Source organism: Roseovarius sp. THAF27 (genome assembly GCF_009363655.1).
Taxonomy (GTDB): domain Bacteria; phylum Pseudomonadota; class Alphaproteobacteria; order Rhodobacterales; family Rhodobacteraceae; genus Roseovarius.
Map to the genome: position 1 here is coordinate 72,899 of NZ_CP045393.1, position 16,467 is coordinate 89,365.

The 16,467-nt window shown below is 67.2% G+C and carries 22 protein-coding genes and 1 riboswitch; of the genes, 6 read left to right on the forward strand and 16 right to left on the reverse strand.

Annotated elements, in window-relative coordinates:
* Window positions 1-34: 34 nt before the first annotated feature.
* Entirely contained in the window at window positions 35-1,012 is a 978-nt protein-coding gene (gene mbfA / locus FIU89_RS00350) for an iron exporter MbfA (protein WP_152490764.1), read from the reverse strand.
* 198 nt (window positions 1,013-1,210) lie between these two features.
* On the opposite strand from mbfA, the gene FIU89_RS22135 reads away from it, so the two are divergent.
* Both FIU89_RS22135 and FIU89_RS00355 read left to right on the forward strand, forming a co-directional pair.
* Entirely contained in the window at window positions 1,211-1,372 is a 162-nt protein-coding gene (locus FIU89_RS22135) for a hypothetical protein (protein WP_172977976.1), read from the forward strand.
* Window positions 1,373-1,498: 126 nt separating this feature from the next.
* On the forward strand, window positions 1,499-2,116 hold the full coding sequence (locus FIU89_RS00355) for a TetR/AcrR family transcriptional regulator (protein WP_152490765.1): 618 nt from the start codon (window positions 1,499-1,501) through the stop codon (window positions 2,114-2,116).
* 85 nt (window positions 2,117-2,201) lie between these two features.
* Here the strand turns inward: FIU89_RS00355 and FIU89_RS00360 are convergent, their stop codons facing one another.
* The 4 genes from FIU89_RS00360 to smpB form a co-directional block, all read right to left on the reverse strand.
* Window positions 2,202-3,386, reverse strand: a complete 1,185-nt coding sequence (locus FIU89_RS00360; protein WP_152490766.1) for an amino acid aminotransferase — start codon at window positions 3,384-3,386, stop codon at window positions 2,202-2,204.
* Window positions 3,386-4,243 (reverse strand): 3-mercaptopyruvate sulfurtransferase, encoded by an 858-nt coding sequence (sseA, locus tag FIU89_RS00365; protein ID WP_152490767.1) that lies wholly within the window; start codon window positions 4,241-4,243, stop codon window positions 3,386-3,388. Before sseA ends, FIU89_RS00360 begins: the two co-directional genes overlap by 1 nt.
* A gap of 81 nt (window positions 4,244-4,324) precedes the next feature.
* The gene (locus FIU89_RS00370) at window positions 4,325-4,615 is read right to left on the reverse strand and encodes a hypothetical protein (protein ID WP_152490768.1); all 291 of its coding nucleotides are present in this window, start codon (window positions 4,613-4,615) and stop codon (window positions 4,325-4,327) included.
* 96 nt (window positions 4,616-4,711) lie between these two features.
* The gene (gene smpB, locus FIU89_RS00375; protein ID WP_152490769.1) at window positions 4,712-5,188 is read right to left on the reverse strand and encodes an SsrA-binding protein SmpB; all 477 of its coding nucleotides are present in this window, start codon (window positions 5,186-5,188) and stop codon (window positions 4,712-4,714) included.
* A gap of 242 nt (window positions 5,189-5,430) precedes the next feature.
* Window positions 5,431-5,519: riboswitch (TPP riboswitch) on the forward strand.
* A gap of 38 nt (window positions 5,520-5,557) precedes the next feature.
* Between smpB and thiD the strand changes: the two genes are divergently transcribed.
* Complete coding sequence (gene thiD, locus FIU89_RS00380; RefSeq protein ID WP_152490770.1) at window positions 5,558-6,388, forward strand: bifunctional hydroxymethylpyrimidine kinase/phosphomethylpyrimidine kinase; 831 nt, start codon at window positions 5,558-5,560, stop codon at window positions 6,386-6,388.
* Between the two features lie 36 nt (window positions 6,389-6,424).
* Here thiD and FIU89_RS00385 read toward each other — a convergent pair whose 3' ends face one another.
* The 4 genes from FIU89_RS00385 to FIU89_RS00400 are packed head-to-tail and all read right to left on the reverse strand — an operon-like array spanning window position 6,425 to window position 8,333.
* On the reverse strand, window positions 6,425-6,880 hold the full coding sequence (locus FIU89_RS00385) for a hypothetical protein (RefSeq protein WP_216647044.1): 456 nt from the start codon (window positions 6,878-6,880) through the stop codon (window positions 6,425-6,427).
* Window positions 6,873-7,055, reverse strand: a complete 183-nt coding sequence (locus tag FIU89_RS00390) for a hypothetical protein (RefSeq protein ID WP_152490771.1) — start codon at window positions 7,053-7,055, stop codon at window positions 6,873-6,875. The genes FIU89_RS00385 and FIU89_RS00390 overlap by 8 nt, the downstream gene beginning before the upstream one ends.
* Before the next feature lies 1 nt (window position 7,056).
* The gene (locus FIU89_RS00395) at window positions 7,057-7,875 is read right to left on the reverse strand and encodes an isocitrate lyase/phosphoenolpyruvate mutase family protein (protein ID WP_152490772.1); all 819 of its coding nucleotides are present in this window, start codon (window positions 7,873-7,875) and stop codon (window positions 7,057-7,059) included.
* Window positions 7,872-8,333 carry a hypothetical protein gene (locus tag FIU89_RS00400; protein ID WP_216647045.1) on the reverse strand — a complete coding sequence of 154 codons (462 nt, stop codon included), beginning with the start codon at window positions 8,331-8,333 and terminating at the stop codon, window positions 7,872-7,874. Before FIU89_RS00400 ends, FIU89_RS00395 begins: the two co-directional genes overlap by 4 nt.
* 83 nt (window positions 8,334-8,416) lie before the next feature.
* On the opposite strand from FIU89_RS00400, the gene FIU89_RS00405 reads away from it, so the two are divergent.
* The gene (locus FIU89_RS00405; RefSeq protein ID WP_152490773.1) at window positions 8,417-9,121 is read left to right on the forward strand and encodes a YafY family protein; all 705 of its coding nucleotides are present in this window, start codon (window positions 8,417-8,419) and stop codon (window positions 9,119-9,121) included.
* 30 nt (window positions 9,122-9,151) lie between these two features.
* Here FIU89_RS00405 and FIU89_RS00410 read toward each other — a convergent pair whose 3' ends face one another.
* The 5 genes from FIU89_RS00410 to FIU89_RS00430 form a co-directional block, all read right to left on the reverse strand.
* A complete protein-coding gene (locus FIU89_RS00410; RefSeq protein ID WP_152490774.1) occupies window positions 9,152-10,243 on the reverse strand; it encodes a CaiB/BaiF CoA-transferase family protein in 1,092 nt (363 codons plus the stop codon).
* A complete protein-coding gene (locus FIU89_RS00415) occupies window positions 10,222-10,653 on the reverse strand; it encodes a polysaccharide deacetylase family protein (protein ID WP_152490775.1) in 432 nt (143 codons plus the stop codon). Before FIU89_RS00415 ends, FIU89_RS00410 begins: the two co-directional genes overlap by 22 nt.
* Window positions 10,650-11,942, reverse strand: a complete 1,293-nt coding sequence (gene pncB / locus FIU89_RS00420) for a nicotinate phosphoribosyltransferase (RefSeq protein WP_152490776.1) — start codon at window positions 11,940-11,942, stop codon at window positions 10,650-10,652. The genes FIU89_RS00415 and pncB overlap by 4 nt, the downstream gene beginning before the upstream one ends.
* Before the next feature lie 45 nt (window positions 11,943-11,987).
* Window positions 11,988-13,187 carry a PLP-dependent aminotransferase family protein gene (locus tag FIU89_RS00425; RefSeq protein WP_152490777.1) on the reverse strand — a complete coding sequence of 400 codons (1,200 nt, stop codon included), beginning with the start codon at window positions 13,185-13,187 and terminating at the stop codon, window positions 11,988-11,990.
* Between the two features lie 81 nt (window positions 13,188-13,268).
* Window positions 13,269-14,432, reverse strand: a complete 1,164-nt coding sequence (locus tag FIU89_RS00430; RefSeq protein WP_152490778.1) for an exo-alpha-sialidase — start codon at window positions 14,430-14,432, stop codon at window positions 13,269-13,271.
* A gap of 143 nt (window positions 14,433-14,575) precedes the next feature.
* Here FIU89_RS00430 and FIU89_RS00435 point away from each other — a divergent pair, with 143 nt between their 5' ends.
* Window positions 14,576-14,968, forward strand: coding sequence for a VOC family protein (locus FIU89_RS00435; RefSeq protein ID WP_152490779.1), 393 nt, complete (start codon window positions 14,576-14,578; stop codon window positions 14,966-14,968).
* Between the two features lie 9 nt (window positions 14,969-14,977).
* On the opposite strand, the gene FIU89_RS00440 is transcribed toward FIU89_RS00435, so the two are convergent.
* Together FIU89_RS00440 and FIU89_RS00445 are read right to left on the reverse strand one after the other, a co-directional pair.
* Window positions 14,978-15,325: an antibiotic biosynthesis monooxygenase gene (locus FIU89_RS00440; RefSeq protein ID WP_152490780.1), complete on the reverse strand. Its 348-nt coding sequence runs from the start codon at window positions 15,323-15,325 to the stop codon at window positions 14,978-14,980.
* The gene (locus FIU89_RS00445) at window positions 15,322-15,648 is read right to left on the reverse strand and encodes an NIPSNAP family protein (RefSeq protein ID WP_152490781.1); all 327 of its coding nucleotides are present in this window, start codon (window positions 15,646-15,648) and stop codon (window positions 15,322-15,324) included. Before FIU89_RS00445 ends, FIU89_RS00440 begins: the two co-directional genes overlap by 4 nt.
* Window positions 15,649-15,723: 75 nt before the next feature.
* Here FIU89_RS00445 and FIU89_RS00450 point away from each other — a divergent pair, with 75 nt between their 5' ends.
* Window positions 15,724-16,419: a helix-turn-helix transcriptional regulator gene (locus FIU89_RS00450; RefSeq protein ID WP_152490782.1), complete on the forward strand. Its 696-nt coding sequence runs from the start codon at window positions 15,724-15,726 to the stop codon at window positions 16,417-16,419.
* Window positions 16,420-16,467 lie beyond the last annotated feature (48 nt).

Here is a 16,467-nt window from a genome sequence, read left to right on the forward strand (position 1 = left end):
AGCATGCTGGCGGGGGGCGTCAATCGCGATGACGTCAGCCGCTGCCGATCAGCACCCCGGCGGCGAACACCAGCGCCCCACCCAGCACCACCTGGAAGGCGGCGCGAAAGAACGGGGTTTCCATGTAGCGGTTCTGGATCCAGGCGATGGCCCAAAGCTCGACGAAGACGACGATGACGGCGATGATCGTCGCGGTCCAGAAATCGGGGATGAGATACGGCAGGGCGTGACCCAGCCCGCCCACGGTGGTCATGATGCCTGAGGCGAAACCGCGCTTGACGGGACTGCCGCGACCGGAGAGTTCGCCGTCGTCGCTGGCGGCCTCGGTAAAGCCCATGGAGATGCCGGCGCCGACTGAGGCGGCGAGGCCGACGAGGAAGGTCGTCCAGGTGTCCTGCGTGGCGAAGGCGGTGGCGAAGATCGGGGCGAGGGTCGAGACCGATCCGTCCATGAGCCCGGCCAAGCCCGGTTGCACCCAGGTCAGAAGGAACTGGCGCTTGGCGGTGCGCTCTTCGGCGTCGCGGGCGTCGGCGTCGAGGTGTTGCTCTTCGAGCGCGCCGGCGCGGTCCTGGTGCCCGGCCTCGGCGGCGGCCAGATCGCCCAGAAGCGCGCGGGTCGTGGCGTCTTGCGTGCTTTGCGCCGCCTTGAGATAGAAGCGCTCTGCGTCGCGTTCCATCGCCTCGGCCTCGGCGCGGATACGCTCGATGCCGAGGTTCTCGATCAGCCAGACCGGGCGGCGGGTGTAGTAGCCGGCCACATGCTCGCGCCGGATGAGCGGGATCATGTCGCCGAAACGGTCCTGGTGCAGGGCGATCAGGCGGCGGCGGTGCTCGTCCTCCTCGGTGGCCATGCCGTCGAAGATCCTTGCGGTATCGGGATAGTCCGCGCGCAGCATCTCGGCATAGCTGCGGTAGATGCGGGCGTCATCCTCCTCCGAGGAGATGGCGAGCGCGAGCACTTCCTGTTCGGAAAGGTCCGAGAAACGGCGGCGGGACGAGACACCGGGGATCATCGGGTGGCCTCCAGTAGTTTAGAATGGTTCTAATCTATTACGCCGGCGGATCAGGTCAAGTGCGGGGCTGTCCAGTCATCAGCAAATAGCAGGTATGCAATAAACTAAACCAAGCAGTTCATTTTTGCCATTGCAAAATGAACCGATCTGTTTAGATTGGCTGATATGAACTGAATGGTTCAGATAAAGGAACGCGAAATGAAACATCTTCTTTTGACAGTGACGATTGCCGCCTCGGCCTTCGCCGCGCCCGCCATGGCGTTCAGTGTCGACATGTCGAGCCTGACGCCGGTTCTGACCTTCCCTGCACCCGCGCCCGAACCTGTCACGCAAGGGGCCGGTGGCGTTGACGCGCAATAAACGTGCGCGCCAGGTCTGCGGGCGGGTGTTCCTTCCTCCCCTTCCCCGAAACGGCCCGTCCGCAGACATGCTTGCAGTTCGCCACCCGCGACCTGTAAGCTGACAGGAAAAGGCAGGAGGAGACGCATGACGGCCATGGACGCCGAAATCAAGAAGGGTCGCAAGTTCGACCAGGTGCTTGAGGGCGCACGGCAGATTTTCATGCGGGACGGGTTCGAAGGGGCCAGCGTTGACGACATCGCCAAGGCGGCGAGCGTGTCGAAGGCCACCCTTTACAGCTATTTTCCCGACAAACGCCTGCTGTTTTCCGAGGTTGCGCGCGTGGAGTGCAACCGTCAGGCCGAAAGCGCGCTGGAGCAGATCGACACCGAGGCCCCGGCGCATGAGGTCCTGCACGAGGCGGCGAGCCGCGCCGTACGGTTTTTCCTGTCGGATTTCGGACAGCAGATGTTCCGGATCTGCGTCGCCGAGTCCTATCGGTTTCCCGAGTTGGGTCAGAGGTTCTATGCGTCCGGGCCGGGCTTGTTCAGCGAACGCATGGGACGGCTGCTGACACCTTACGTGGAGCGCGGCGAGCTGAAGATCGACGACATGGACCTGGCCACCAAGCAATTCGGCGAATTGTGCAAGTGCGATCTGTTCGTGCGGTGCCTGTGCGGGGTGGAGTGCGACACGTCCGAGAGCGCGATCGAACGCATCGCCAGCGGCGCGGTCGAGACCTTCATGGCGCGGTACGGCGCCTGAGGTCGGTGCACGGGATCGGGCGGCGGCTCTTGGCATCACCGCCCGAAGATCACACCCGCGACTTCATCAAAGGTTAACGGCGCGTTCAGGCGCCCACGTCGATGATCGCCTGCGCCAGCAACGGGACCGTCCTGGCATTCAGGCCCGCGATATTGATGCGGCTGTCGCCCACCATGTAGATCGCGTGATCCTTGCGCAGCGCCTCGACCTTGTCGGCGTCCAGCCCCAGGCGCGAGAACATGCCGCGATGCTGGGCGATGAAGCCGAAACGGTCCGAGCCCGAAAGCTTGCGCAGTTCCTGGGCGAGTTGCTCGCGCAGGCCAAGCATGCCGCGGCGCACTTCCTCCAGTTCGGCCTGCCAGTCGGCGCGCAGGGCGTCGTCGGTCAGAACCAGCGAGACCAGCCGCGCGCCGTGGTCGGGCGGGAAGGAATAGTTCTGGCGGTTGAGATAGGCGAGGTTCGCCTGCGTTGTGGGGCGGCGGGCGCTGTCCTGGCAGACGGCCATCAGCAGGCCGGTACGTTCGCGGTAGATGCCGAAATTCTTGGAGCAACTCGCGGCGATCAGGACCTCGGGGCAGGAGGCCACGACGTGGCGGGTGCCGGCCGCGTCGGCATCCAGGCCGTCGCCGAAGCCCTGGTAGGCGATGTCGATCATCGGGATGGCGCCCTTGGCGTTGGCCAGGTCTGTGACGTCGCCCCATTGCTGCATCGTCAGGTTGGCGCCGGTCGGGTTGTGGCAGCAGCCGTGCAAGAGGATCACGTCGCCCGCTTTGACGCCGTCCAGATCTTGCATCATGCCGTCGAAATCGACGCCGCCGGTCTCGTTGTCGAAATAGCGGTAGGGGACGTGTTCGATCCCCATGTGCTTGAGAATGCTGAGGTGGTTGGGCCAGGTCGGGTCGGACACGAAGACGCGGGCGCCGGGGTTGGCCATCTTCACCAAGTCGAAGGCCTGCCGCACCGCGCCGGTGCCGCCGGGTGTCGCCACCGCCGCCACCGCATCGCGGGGCGCGGCATCGTCCAGGATCAGCCTGATCATCGCGTCGGAAAAGGCCGGGTCGCCGGCGAGGCCGACATAGGCCTTGGTCTCTTCCTCGTTCCACCATTCCTTTTCGGCGGCCTTGACGGCGCGCATGATCGGCGTGCGGCCTTCGGCATCCTTGTAGACGCCGACGCCGAGGTCGATCTTGGTGTCGCGCGGATCGTCCTTGTAGGCCTGCATCAATGCGAGGATCTTGTCGGCGGGTTGTTCCTTGAGGTGTTCGAACATCAGGCTTCTCCGGTTGCGACGGAGACGGTGGGGAAGGCGCCCCATTCGGTCCATGATCCGTCATAAAGCGCGTGGTCGGTCTTGCCGATCCGTTCCAGCGCAAGGTTGATCACCGCGGCGGTCACGCCAGAGCCGCAGCTTGTGATGACGGGTTTCGACAAGTCCGCACCGGCCGCTTCGAAGATCGCGCGCAGTTCGTCGGGGGATTTCATCGTGGCGTCATCGTTGAGCAGGGAGCTGTAGGGGACGTTGCGGGAATTGGGGATGTGCCCGGCCCGCAGGCCCTGGCGCGGTTCGGGCTCGTCGCCGCGAAACCGTCCGGGCGCACGGGCGTCGAGGATAGTGTAGTCGCCCAGCTTGGAGGCGGCGGCGACCTGCGTGACGTCCTTGACCCGGTGCGCCTCGCGCCGGACGGTCATGTGCCGGTCGCGGATCATCGGCGGCAGGTCCTCGGTCGGGCGGCCCTCGGCCAGCCACTTGGGCAGGCCGCCGTCCAGGACGGCGACTTCGGTCTGGCCCATCAGGCGGAAGAGCCACCAGACGCGGGCCGCCGAAAAGAGACCGTGGGTGTCGTAGACCACCACCTGGTGCCCGTCACCCACGCCCATCTGGCGCATGCGGGACATGAACTTTTCCACCGGGGGGGCCATGTGCGGCAGGTCCGAACGGTGGTCCGAGATATCGTCGATATCGAAGAAGCGTGCGCCGGGGATGTGGGCCTGCTCGTATTCCGCCTTGGCATCGCGGTCGACGCCGGGCAGGAAATAGGTGGCATCGAGGATCCGCAGGTCCGGGTCGCCCAGATGCGCCGCCAGCCAATCGGTGGATACCAATGTTTTCGGATCGTCGTTTGCCATGACAGCCCCCTGAAACCGTTGACAGTGACGTAGCGCGGGACGCCGGACAGTGCAAGCGGAGGGGGCAGGCGCTGCGGCGGGTCAGCGGGTCAGAAGATTGCGCAGAAGACCCACGGCCAGCAGGCACGCGCCGCCGCCCAGGCCGCCCGCGGCCAGTTGCGTGGTCAGGGCCGTGGGGTCGAGGGACACGCTATCGGGCGCTGTCTGCGCAAGCCCGCCAAAGCCCAGCAAAGCAAGGGCATGGCCCCCCATAAGACCACCCAGACTGCCGGCAAGGGAATTGATCAGGAGTCCGAGGTTGAGGCGGGGCACAAGGCCGCCGGCGATGTTGCCGCCGATGGCGCCGGCAATGAGGCTGATCAGTAAGTCCATGCTTCCCGGTCCCCCGTGCAGTCCCGCGCGTCGCGCCGGGAACTAAGGGAGGATAGCAAAACGGGCGGCACCCGCAGAGGGTGGAATCCGAAGCGTTTACATACCGTGGCGCAAAAGCCGCTGCTTCTGGCGGTTCCAGTCGCGCTTGGCCTCGGTCTGGCGCTTGTCGGTGTTCTTCTTGCCCTTGGCGATGCCGATCTTGATCTTGGCGATGCCACGGTCGTTGAAATACATCACCAGCGGCACGAGGGTCATGCCCTTGCGCTGGGTCTCGTTCCACAGGCGCGCCATTTCCTTGCGCGAAACCAAGAGCTTGCGCTTGCGCCGGTCCTCGTGGCCGAACGGCACGGCCTGTTCGTAGGGCGCGATGTAGCTGTTGACCAGCCACAGTTCGCCATCCTCGACCGCAGCATAGCTTTCGGCGATGTTGGACGTCTTCTGGCGCAGGGACTTGACCTCGGACCCGGCGAGGACCATGCCGCATTCCAGATCGTCCTCGATGGCATAGTCGTGCCGCGCCTTGCGGTTCTCGGCGACGACCTTGTAGTTCGGATTGATCTTGGGCTTGACCATGTCGAGTTCTGCCTTCCGGGCGGTGCAAGAGAGCAAGATAGCCCCTGCGGCGAAGGCTTCCAACCCCCTGAAGCGAATCGAGAGGTTAACGGGCCCCGGGAGGGCAGATCCGGACGTCGGTATCGCGTCGGTATCCGGGTGGTATCGCGACGGTGCGGTTTTTTGCAGGTGGCCGGATCAACGAAGCGTGCGTTGCGCGGGTGCGGTTGCGGTTGACAGGCGGGCCAGCGCGCCTATCGTCCGGCACGAGCCAGGGGCGCCTTCGGGCTGAGATGCACCCTTTGAACCTGACCCAGATCATGCTGGCGGAGGAAGGCGGGACCGGACCCGGTCGGACCCCTGCTTTTCGCGCGCCGCGAAAGGAGCCGGATGACCCCCAGGACATTTCACGCGGACAGCGGCGGGATCGCCAACATCCTGTCGATCGCAGGGTCGGACCCGTCGGGCGGGGCCGGGGTGCAGGCGGACCTGAAGGCGATTTCGGCGAACGGCGCCTACGGGATGGCGGCGCTGACCGCGCTGACGGTGCAGAACACGCGGGGTGTGCAGGGGGTGCACCTGGTGCCGCCGGAGTTCGTGGCCGACCAGGTCCGGGCCGTCGCCGAGGATGTGCGGATCGACGCGGTGAAGATTGGGATGATCGCCACGGCAGAGATCGCCCGCGCGGTGGCGGACGCCTTGCCGGACGTGCCGGTGGTGATGGATCCGGTGATGGTGGCCAAGGGCGGCGCATCGCTGTTGGCCGAGGACGCGGTGGCGGCGCTGGGCGAGGCGCTGGTGCCGAAGGCGCACGTCATCACGCCGAACCTGCCGGAGGCGGCGGTGCTGCTGGGCTGCGACGAGGCGGTGACGCGGGACGCGATGGCGGAGCAGGCCCAGGCGCTGCGGGCGCTGGGCTGCAGTGCGGTGCTGCTGAAGGGCGGGCACCTGGAGGGCGAGGACAGCCCCGACGTGCTGGCCGATGCGGACGGCGTGCATTGGTTCGAGGGCGCGCGGATGGCGACGCGGAACACCCACGGGACGGGATGCACCCTGTCGGCGGCGCTGGCGGCGCGGATCGGGCGGGGCGTGGCCCTGCCCGAGGCGGTGCGGGCGGCGAAGGCCTATGTCGCGCGGGCGATTGCCGGGGCCGGGGCGCTGGAGGTGGGGTCGGGGCACGGGCCGACGCATCATTTCGCGGGGCTGTGGCCGGATTGGTGAAGGCGGGGGTCGGTGAAGGTGGGGTGGAACCCCACCCTACGTGGGCGATGTTTTCCAGTCACCGTCCCTGTTCCACCAGCGGTGGGGATTGTCGCTGTCGTCGAGGCCCTTGCACTGGCTGCGCAGCACATCCGTCACGGTGATGACCGGTTCGTAGTAGCTGTGGACCGCGTAGATCGCCTCGATCACCGCGGTCAACATGGCGGGGTCGCGGGGCAGGAAGAAGCGCATCTCGTCGACGCCGGGGCGGTGGCGCGTGTCGTCCTCGGCGCCTGTCGGGGTGCCTTCCCGGGGGCGGTAATATTCCAGCCCGCCGGGGGCGCGATAGCCGTTGCGGTCGGTCTTGCCCTGGGTCAGGGGCGCGACCTGTGTCACGGCGTCGAATATGCGGTCGACGTCTTCCGAGGGCGCCTGGAACATGAGGGCCCACATCGGCTGCATCTCGATGGGCCTTGTGTCGAAGCCGGTTCGGAGGATCGAGGGGTTAGTCATAGCGCACCCCCGTCTCGAGCAGTTCGAAGCCGGTGATCTCGAATTCGTAAAGCTCGGAATTGTCGGGCCGCAAGGTGCGTGCGATCAGCTTTCCATTCGCATCCGTATAGACGGCGTGGGTGGTGTGCAGCGCGCGGAAGCAGTGGCTGCCGTCGGGGTAATAGTACTTGATCATGTCAGGTCTCCGTAAATGGGGCGAGGTGGGATTCCAGGTCCGCGAAGCCGATGCCCTGCGCGGTCTTGTCGAAATGGCCGGTGTTGCGGATTTCCCGCGCGGCCCCGATGAGGGCGCCGTAGGCCACGCGGAAGAAGGCCGAACCGACGCTGATGCGGGCCACGCCGGCCTCTGTCAGCTGATCCAGCGTGAAGGTGCGGCCGGGCAGGCCCATGACCACGTTGACCGGCCGGGTCACGGCCGCGCAGACCGTGCGGATGGCGTCGAGGTCGGGCAGGCCGGGGGCGTAGAGGACGTCGGCCCCCGCCGCCTCGAACGCCTGCAGGCGGGCGATGACCGGGTCGAGGCGCGTTTCGCCCCAGAGCAGGCTTTCGCAGCGGGCGGTGAGGACGAAATCCTGCGAAAGGGTCCGGGCGGCCTCGACCCCGGCGATCATCCGTTCGACGGCCAGGGTGTGGTCGTAGATGGGCGCGTTCCGGTCGCCGGTGTGGTCCTCGATCGAGGCGCCGGCAAGGCCGGTGGCGGCGGCGGCGCGGATGGTTTCGGTTACGCTCTCGGGGCTTTCGCCGAAGCCGCGTTCGAGGTCGGCACTGACCGGCAGGGGAGTGGCGCCGACGATCGTGCGGCAATGGTCCAGGACATCCGCGGATGGCACGGTGCCTTCGAGGCGGCCCATGGAAAAGGCCATGCCGGCGCTGGTTGTCGCGAGCGCCGGAAAGCCAATGGACGCGAGGATGCGGGCGGAGCCGGCATCCCACGGGTTGGGGATGACGAAGGGCTTGTCGCCGTGGTGCAGGGCGCGGAAGTCTTGGGCCGTCATCGGGAAAACGCCACCATGTCCGGCAGGCCGCGGCCATCGTTCCACCAGCGGTTCGGGTTGGTCCGGTTCGGGTCGTAACTGGCGCGGTTGGCCCAGTCCTCGCGCACGAAGATCACGGGTTCTTCGTAGTGTTGGGCGTCCATGATCGCGTCCATGACCTGTTGCAGGGCGGGAAGGTCGCGTTCGATGGAGATTTTCAGCTCGACCACCGGGTAGGTCTCGGCGCTGCCGGGCATATATGTGCTCTTGTGCGTGGTGGTGGTGGAGTTGGGCTGCGGTGTCGTGGTCTCGGCGCCGGTGGCCGATACGGACGCGGTGCGGTGATAGCGGCCATAGCCCAGGGGATGCACCTGCATCACGGCATCCAGTATCCGGTCGGTGTCTTGCGGCAGGGTCTGGATTTCCAGCGTCCAGACGGGACTGAGCGTGCCGGTCCTGGCGGTGTAGTCTTGCAGCATGGTGAGGGTCCTTGTTGATCCGGGATCAGCCTACTGCAACGCTGCTGACACCATACTGTCAGCAATCATGCTAGGGTGTCCGCATGACCCGATCGACCCGCCTGTTCGACATCATCCAGATCCTGCGCAGCGCCGATGCGCCGGTGACCGCTGCGATGCTGGCCGAGGAGCTGGAGGTCACCAAGCGGACAATCTACCGCGACGTGGTGGCGTTGCAGGCGTTGCGCGTGCCGGTCGAGGGCGCGGCGGGCGTGGGGTACATGATGCGGGCGGGCTATGACCTGCCGCCACTGATGTTTTCCGCCGAGGAGCTGGAGGCGCTTTACGTGGGCATGGCGCTGTTGCACCGGACCGGGGATCCTGGGCTGGAGCGGGCGGCGCGGCGTGCGGGCGAGAAGATCGCCACCGCGTTGCCGGGCGGCGCGCCGCATGTGCCGTTGCGGGTGTCGGGCTGGAACCGCATCCCGCGCGACGGTGTGGATGCCGAAGCGTTGCGGGCGCAGATCCGCGATGCGGTGGAATTGCGGATCGTTTACGTTGACCTGCAGGAGGCGCGGACGGAGCGGGTGATCCGGCCCGTGGCGCTGACCTATCACATCGACGCGGTCGTGCTGGCGGCGTGGTGCGCGCTGCGGCAGGGGTTTCGCAGTTTCCGCATCGACCGGATCGTGGAGAGCGTGCCGACCGGGGAGGGCTTTGCCGGAGAGGCGGCGGCGCTGCGGGCGGCATGGGAAGCGACGCTGGAGGGGGAGGACTGGGTCCTCTACACCGCGTCGAGGCGCGGGTGAGGCGGGTGGGTCTTCACCCACCCTACGAGGTCAGACGAGGCCGCGCTGTCTGAGGTCTTTCAGGATTTCTTCGGTATGTTGCCCGCGCCGTGGCGTCGGGTTCGGCGCCTGCGCCTGTCCGTCGAAGCGGGGCGCGGGGGCCGGTTGCAGGGTGCCCCGGTCCTCGTGCCAGATGGAGCGGGCGGCGATGTGGGGGTCCCTGGCCGCTTCCCACGGGGTGAGGACAGGAGCGACACAGGCGTCGGAATCGTCGAAGAGCGTGGCCCAATGGGTGACAGGCTCCGCGGCGAAGAGTGCGGTCAGGCGGGCGGTCTGGTCGGGCCAGCGGGCGCGGTCGTACTGGTCGGCGAACAGGGGATCGTCCGAGAGGCCGAGCGTGTCGAGGAAGAGCGCGTAGAACTGCGGTTCGAGGCATTGGACCGAGAGGTGGCGCGCGTCGGCGCAGGCATAGGTGCGGCCCCAGGGTGGCGCGTCGAGCAGACTTTGACCGCGTGTTTCCGACAGGTTGCCACCGCCCGCCATGGCCATGAACAGCGCCATCATGTGGGCCGAGCCGTCGGTGATGGCGGCGTCGACCACGGTGCCCTTTCCGGTGCGCTGGGCGTTGAGGATGCCGCTGAGGATGCCGGCCACGAGATAGAGCGCGCCGCCGCCGATATCGCCGACGATGGTGGGCGGCGTGAGGGGCGCGTCGCCGGGGTTGGAGGCATAGTAGAGCGCCCCGGCGGTGGCGATGTAGTTGTAGTCATGCCCCGCCAGATGCGCGCGCGGGCCGTCCTGGCCCCAGCCGGTCATGCGGCCGTAGACGAGTTTTGGATTGGACTGAGTAAAGGTGTCGGGGCCGAGCCCGAGGCGTTCCATCACGCCGGGACGCAGACCCTCGATCAGGGCGTCGGCGTCGGTCACCAGCGCGCGGGCCACGGCGAGGTCGCCAGGGTCCTTGAGGTCGAGCGTGATGGCCCGCTTGCCCCGGTCGAGCATGTTGTGTTCGCCCATGGTGGGGTTGGCGGGGCCTGGGCGCTGGACGACCGTGACACTCGCGCCGAGATCCGCCAGCATCATGGCGGCGAAGGGGGCGGGGCCGAGGCCCTCGAACTCGACTACCTGGATGCCGGCGAGCATTGCGGTGCCTCCTGATCGGTCCGGGCGGGGCGGGTCACCAGCAAACAGGGCGCGGTGGCGGCGCGGGTTTGCCGGGTGGAGCCATGGAATGGTCTGGCATGGCGGGTGGCCGGCAAGCCGGGCGCGCGGTGTTCGGAGACGCCACGGGCGATCCCGTTCTCCGGCCAGAGGTCGAGCCCGTACCGGCGCAAGTCGGGTTGCCGAGTCTCGTGGGTGTGGTCGTGACAGGCGACTTCACGGCCGTCCTCCTGCAAGCGGTGCAGGCCGTCGATCTGCGCGGGCGTGGCGGCGTGCCTCCAGCGGACGCAGTAGGTGACGCGGGCGTCATGCGCCTGACAGACTGGACGGGCGGCGTGCCAAGTCTCGACATTGACGTCGTCGAAGGTGAGGCAGAGGCCGGGGGTGGTCACACCACCACCTCCATCTCCTTCTGCTCGCCCACGCCGAACACGCGCTTGTAGCGGTCGATCTCGGCCTCGGGGCCCATTGCCTTGCGGGGGTTGTCCGAGAGCTTGACGGTGGGGCGGCCATCGGCGGCGATGGCCTTGCAGACGAGGGAGAAGGGGGCGAGCGAGTCGTCGGGCATGAGGCCGCGGAAGTCGTTGGTCAGCAGCGTGCCCCAGCCGAAGGAAACGCGGACGCGGCCGGCGAATTGCTTGTGCAGGGCGAGGATCTTTTCCTCGTCGAGGCCGTCTGAAAAGATGATGAGTTTCCGCGTGGGATCCTCGCCGCGCTTTTTCCACCAGTCGATGGCGATCTCGGCGCCGGTCGCGGGGTCGCCGCTGTCGATGCGGATGCCGGTCCAGCCCGCGAGCCAGTCGGGGGCCTTGTCCAGAAACCCTTCGGTGCCGTATGTGTCGGGCAGGATGATGCGCAGGTTGCCCTCGTGCTCGTCGTGCCAGTCGGACAGCACGTCATAGGGCGCGCGGGCCAGCGTGGCGTCGTCCTCGGCCAGCGCGGCATAGACCATGGGAAGTTCGTGGGCATTGGTGCCGATCGCCTCTAGGTCGCGGTTCTTGGCGATGAGGCAGTTGGAGGTGCCGACGAAATTCTCGCCCAGCCGTTCGGTCATCGCCTGCACGCACCAGTCCTGCCACAGGAAGGAATGCCGCCGCCGGGTGCCGAAATCGGCGATGCGCAGCCCGTCGACGCCGCGCAGGCGCTCGACCTTTTCCCACAGCTTGGTCATGGCGCGGGCGTAGAGCACCTGCAGCTCGAACCTTGCCATGTCGTGCAGCACGGCGCGCGAGCGCAGTTCCATCAGCACCGCGAGCGCGGGGATTTCCCACAGCATGACCTCGGGCCACTTGCCCTCGAAGGTCAGTTCGTACTGGCCGTCGCGCTGTTCCAGGTGGTAGGGCGGCAGGCGCAGTTTCTCGAACCAGTCCATGAATTCGGGCGTGAACATCTGGCGCTTGCCGTAGAAAGTGTTGCCGCGCATCCACGTGCTCTCGCCGCGCGACAGCGACAGCGAGCGGATATGGTCGAGCTGTTCGCGCAGCTCGCCCTCGTCCACCAGGTCGGCCAGGCGCACGTCCTTGGTGCGGTTGATGAGCGAGAAGGTGACCGTGGTGTCGGGCCGGTTGCGGAAAACCGACTGGCACATCAGCAGCTTGTAGAAATCGGTGTCGATCAGGGACCGGACGATCGGGTCGATCTTCCACTTGTGGTTCCAGACACGGGTTGCGATGTCGACCATGGGCGGCCTCCGAGGGTGGTTGCGCCACCCGTTAGAGCAAAAGGGTCAGGTCTCCGCAAGCGCGGCGCGGGTCGCCGTCGCCAGCCTTTCGATTCCCAGGGCCAGCTTGTCCTCGGTATTGTAGGTGAAGTTGATGCGGATCGACGTGTGGTCGCGGCCTTCGGGATCGAAGACGGACGAGGGCGAGATGCAGACGCCGTGGTCGAGCCCGACCTGCATCAGGTGGTTGGTGTCGAGGCCGGGGTCCTTTGCCGTGGCCCAGACGAACATGCCACCCGAGGGATGTTCCCACGTGAAGAGGTCGGTGAGGTGGGTGTCCATCGCGGTGCAGAGCGCATCGCGGCGGGCGCGGTAGAGCGACAGGATGCCGGGCAGCATGTCGTCGGCGAGGCCGGTGACGAAGGCGTCGTGGGTGATCTGCTGGCAGAGGCCGGAGCTGCACATGTCGGCGCTTTGCTTGGCGGCTTTCAGCACCTCGATCAGTTCCGGTGCGGCGATGATCCAGCCGATGCGCAGGCCCGGCGCCAGTTCCTTGGACACGGTGCCGAGATAGATGACGGGGCCGTCATAGGGCGTGCCGGCGCGGTCGGCCGAGAGGGTGAGCATCCGGGGCAGGGGCGCGTCGTCGTAGTAGAGCGTGCCGTAGGGGTCATCCTCGATCAGCCAGGTGCCGGTCTGGTGCGCGGCATCGACGAGGCGGCGGCGGGTGGCGGTGTCGACCAGCTTGCCCGTGGGGTTCGAGAAATTCGGGACGGTATAGGCGAATTGCGCGCCGGTCATCGCGGCGACCGGATCGAGATCGTTGGCGTCGAGCCGCATCGGGCGATAGGTCGGCTGGCGCGGGCGCCAGTTGTCGAGCGCGCCGAGATAGGCCGGGGTCTGCGACGCGATGGGGCTGCCCTGTTCCAGCAGCACGGTGCCGATGAGGTTGAGCGCCTGGGCGCCGCCGGAGGTGATCAGGACGTTGTCGCGGGTGAGGGTGAGGTCGCCCTCGGAATAGCGGCTGGCGATGAGGTCGCGCAGCTTGGGCAGGCCGGCAACGGGGGCGTAGGCCAGCGTTTCGTCCGCATGGTCGGTGACGGCGGAGGTGGCGAGCCGGGCCATTTCGGGGATCGGCCAGATCTCGGTGCCCGGCAGGCCGCCGCCCAGGTTCACCAGGCCGGGGATGCGCCCGGCGGCGAGGAAGGTGGCGGTGACGTCGTTGGTGTCGTCGAGCCACTTGGCGAAAGCGGGGCGCTGGGGCATGTGAAACCTCCCGGGTTCGGTGTCGGCGTGACGCGGTCATAGAACAAACTGAACGAACGTTCAATTATTGTCTTCCGGGCGTCAGCCCGCGCGGTCCAGTGTTTCGACCGAGAGGATGGTGGGCAGGTGGCGGGCGATCTCGTGCCAGGTGTCGCCTTCGTCGAGGCTGGCGAAGACCGAGCCGGAATTGGTGCCGAAGTAAAGGCCGGGCGCGTCTTGGGCGTCACCGGCCATGGCCTGGCGCAGGACGGTGAAATAGCAGTTCGTCTGCGGCAGGCCCTCGCGCAACGCCTCCCAAGTCTCGCCGCCGTCACGAGAGCGCCAGACGGCGCAGGCCGCATCGGGCGGGAAGCGGCCCGCCATGTCGCCGTTGAGCGGTAGGGTCCAGATGGTGCGCGGATCGTGCGGGTGGACGCGGATCGGAAAGCCGAAGGTGGAAGGCAGGCCGGGGGTGATATCGTCCCAACTGCGCCCGCCATCAGGGGAGCGCCAGACACCGTGGTGGTTCTGCTGGTAGAGCAGGTCGGTGTCGCCGTTGGCCCGGACGATATTGTGGACGCAATGGCCGGTTTCGCCGTCGCGCGGCGCGGCGGGGTGGTCATGGTGACCGCAGGCCTCGGCATTCGACAAGCGGTTGCGGCGCTGCCATGACCGGCCGCCATCCTCGGTGGCGAAGACACCGGCGGCGGAAATGCCGACCCATTGCTTTTCAGCCGAGCCCGGGTCGAAAACGATGCTGTGCAGGACGAGGCCCGCGGCGCCCGGGTTCCAGTCCTTGGCGGAGTCGTGATCGGTGAGGGCATCGACGCGCGCCCATGTGATGCCGCGATCCGTGCTCTTGAGCAGGTTGGCGGGCTTGGTGCCGGCATAGAGCGTGTCATGCGCGAAGCCGAGCGACCAGACCTGCTGGAACTCGGTGGCGAAGGGCAGGGGGGCGCCGGTCCAGCCGACCATGGCGGCGAAATCGGGGTCCTGCGCGGCCCAGTCATCCATCTGGCCCTTGCTGAGGCGCGTCAGGTCCCAGTTCTGCCCCTGATCGTCGGAGCGCCAGACGCCCGCGCCGAAAAAGTCGCCGCCGCCTCCGGCCCAGATGGTGCCGGTCTTGGGGTCGCCGGCCATGTGGTTGATGCACCAGCCGCCGCAATGGGGGCCGGAGATGTCCCATGTCTGCCGGTCGGCGTCGGCGGCGACGAGGAAGGCGCCCTTGGTGGTGCCGACGAGAAGGGTGAGCGGGATGGCGGGCATGAGGGTGGCTCCGGCTGGTTTGCCGGATCCTAGCACGCCGTCGGTCGATTCCCGAGAGCGGAGAGTGGCCGACGCGCGCGGGGGCCGGTCGGCCCGGATGCCTCTTACTGGCGCTCGCTGCGGACGCGGCCTAGGATCGCGCCATGATTTCGCATGTTCATCTTGGCACGGCGGACCTCGACCGCGCGGTGCAGTTCTACGGCGCCGTGCTGGAGCCGCTGGGGATCGTGCAGAAATTCATCGACGCGGATCGAGGCTGGGCCGGGTGGAAACCTGCCGATGCGGACCGCCCGCTGTTCGTGGTCGGACGGCCGCTGGATGGGGCTGCGCCGGGCGTGGGGAACGGGCAGATGGTCGCCTTTCAGGCGGCGGAGCGCCGGATCGTCGACCAGTGCCACCGCCGGGCCCTGGCGGCCGGGGCGACGGATGAGGGCGCGCCGGGGCTGCGGCCCGAGTACCATGCGGATTTCTACGGTGCCTATTTCCGCGACCCGGACGGGAACAAGGTGTGCGTGTGCTGCCATGCCCCGGAGTGACGCGGAGGCCTAGCCGCCATGCACCTGTTTGCTGTCGGCGGGGGCCTCGTCCCGTTCGAACATGCCGTAGTCGCGGATCACCGACACGACGCGCAGGCGGTAGTCGTCGAACATGACCTCGCGGCCCGCGCGCTGGGCGCCGCGATGCGCCTCGAGCCGGCGCCATGCGTCCAGGGCGGCCTCGTCCCGCCAGAAGCTGAGCGAGAGGAGTTTCTCGGGGTTGGTCAGGCTCTGGAAGCGCTCGACCGAGATGAAGCCGTCGATGCCCTCGGCGAGCGGTCTCATCTTGGCGGCCATGTCGAGATAGGCGTCTTTCTGGTCGGGGTGTGGCATGACCTCGAAGATGACGGCGATCATTTGGGGGCTCCTTCCTGCGGTGTGGAGACACATTTCAGGAAGGTGCGGTCCTCGCGCAAGAGGAAGTTTTCCGCCTGGGCGAAGGCGTAGTTCTTGCGCCCCAGCGGATCGGCGGCGAGGCGGTCGCGGTAGGCTTCGTATTCAGCCAGGCTGGGGATGTTGTAGATGCCATAAGCCAGCGTCGAGGAGCCTTCGTGCGGTGCGAAATAGCCGATCAGGTCGGCACCGCAGCGCGGGATGGCGATGCCCCAGTTGCGGGCATATTGCGCGAACTGGTCGTGTTTTGTGGGGGCGATGTGGTAGCGGATGATGCAGGTGAGCATGGTGGGTCTCCTTGGATGGTTCCGGACATATTCTAGCCGATGGACAGGTCATGATGGTTCGGCTAACATCGAACTATGAAAGACGGCCCTGACATATCCCGCGTGGCCGCGCTGATCGGGGATCCGGCGCGGGCGAATATCCTGACCGCGCTGATGAGCGGGAAGGCGTTGACCGCCAGCGAGCTGGCGGGCGAGGCGGGGGTGACGCTGCAGACCGCCTCGGCGCATCTGTCCAAGCTGGAAGGGGGCGGTCTGATCGCGCTGCGGCGCGAGGGGCGGCACAAGTATTTCCGGCTGGCGGGCGACGAGGTGGCGGAGGTGCTGGAGGCCTTGATGGGGCTGGCGGCCGGGACCGGCGCATTGCGGACGAGGCCGGGGCCGCGCGACCCGGAGATGCGGCGGGCGCGGGTCTGTTACAACCACCTGGCGGGCGACATGGGCACGCAGATGTATGACGCGCTATTGGCGCAGGGCGTGTTGCGGCGGAGCGGTCAGGCGCTGGAGCTGACGGAGGCGGGGCGGGAGTTTGTGACCGGGTTCGGGATCGATCTGCACGCCTTGCCGAGATCGCGGGCGCCGCTTTGCCGCGATTGCCTGGACTGGTCCGAGCGGCGGTCGCACCTGGCGGGTCAGCTTGGGCGAGCGATGCTGAGCCGGATGGAAGAGATCGGCTGGGCGGCGCGGGTGGATGGCACGCGGGTGGTGCGGTTTTCGCGCACGGGCGAGGCGGCGTTTTCCGAGGTCTTCGGCGAAGGTGCGCGTCTGACCTGACGGGGCGCGTGGGTTTTCACCCACCCTACGAGAAAATCCTGACGTTCA

Bases quoted from the DNA above. Each gene is read 5' to 3' on its own strand.
- FIU89_RS00400 (WP_216647045.1), bottom strand. From the start codon at position 8,333: ATGCTGCAAGACTACACCGCCAGGACCGGCACGCTCAGTCCCGTCTGG.
- smpB (WP_152490769.1), bottom strand. From the start codon at position 5,188: ATGGTCAAGCCCAAGATCAATCCGAACTACAAGGTCGTCGCCGAGAAC.
- FIU89_RS22135 (WP_172977976.1), top strand. From the start codon at position 1,211: ATGAAACATCTTCTTTTGACAGTGACGATTGCCGCCTCGGCCTTCGCC.
- FIU89_RS00410 (WP_152490774.1), bottom strand. From the start codon at position 10,243: ATGCTCGCCGGCATCCAGGTAGTCGAGTTCGAGGGCCTCGGCCCCGCC.
- FIU89_RS00430 (WP_152490778.1), bottom strand. From the start codon at position 14,432: ATGCCCGCCATCCCGCTCACCCTTCTCGTCGGCACCACCAAGGGCGCC.
- sseA (WP_152490767.1), bottom strand. From the start codon at position 4,243: ATGGCAAACGACGATCCGAAAACATTGGTATCCACCGATTGGCTGGCG.
- FIU89_RS00425 (WP_152490777.1), bottom strand. From the start codon at position 13,187: ATGCCCCAGCGCCCCGCTTTCGCCAAGTGGCTCGACGACACCAACGAC.
- pncB (WP_152490776.1), bottom strand. From the start codon at position 11,942: ATGGTCGACATCGCAACCCGTGTCTGGAACCACAAGTGGAAGATCGAC.
- FIU89_RS00445 (WP_152490781.1), bottom strand. From the start codon at position 15,648: ATGCTCACCTGCATCATCCGCTACCACATCGCCCCCACAAAACACGAC.
- FIU89_RS00435 (WP_152490779.1), top strand. From the start codon at position 14,576: ATGATTTCGCATGTTCATCTTGGCACGGCGGACCTCGACCGCGCGGTG.
- FIU89_RS00370 (WP_152490768.1), bottom strand. From the start codon at position 4,615: ATGGACTTACTGATCAGCCTCATTGCCGGCGCCATCGGCGGCAACATC.
- FIU89_RS00440 (WP_152490780.1), bottom strand. From the start codon at position 15,325: ATGATCGCCGTCATCTTCGAGGTCATGCCACACCCCGACCAGAAAGAC.
- FIU89_RS00395 (WP_152490772.1), bottom strand. From the start codon at position 7,875: ATGACGGCCCAAGACTTCCGCGCCCTGCACCACGGCGACAAGCCCTTC.
- FIU89_RS00355 (WP_152490765.1), top strand. From the start codon at position 1,499: ATGACGGCCATGGACGCCGAAATCAAGAAGGGTCGCAAGTTCGACCAG.
- FIU89_RS00385 (WP_216647044.1), bottom strand. From the start codon at position 6,880: ATGACTAACCCCTCGATCCTCCGAACCGGCTTCGACACAAGGCCCATC.
- FIU89_RS00405 (WP_152490773.1), top strand. From the start codon at position 8,417: ATGACCCGATCGACCCGCCTGTTCGACATCATCCAGATCCTGCGCAGC.
- FIU89_RS00390 (WP_152490771.1), bottom strand. From the start codon at position 7,055: ATGATCAAGTACTATTACCCCGACGGCAGCCACTGCTTCCGCGCGCTG.
- FIU89_RS00360 (WP_152490766.1), bottom strand. From the start codon at position 3,386: ATGTTCGAACACCTCAAGGAACAACCCGCCGACAAGATCCTCGCATTG.
- FIU89_RS00450 (WP_152490782.1), top strand. From the start codon at position 15,724: ATGAAAGACGGCCCTGACATATCCCGCGTGGCCGCGCTGATCGGGGAT.
- thiD (WP_152490770.1), top strand. From the start codon at position 5,558: ATGACCCCCAGGACATTTCACGCGGACAGCGGCGGGATCGCCAACATC.
- mbfA (WP_152490764.1), bottom strand. From the start codon at position 1,012: ATGATCCCCGGTGTCTCGTCCCGCCGCCGTTTCTCGGACCTTTCCGAA.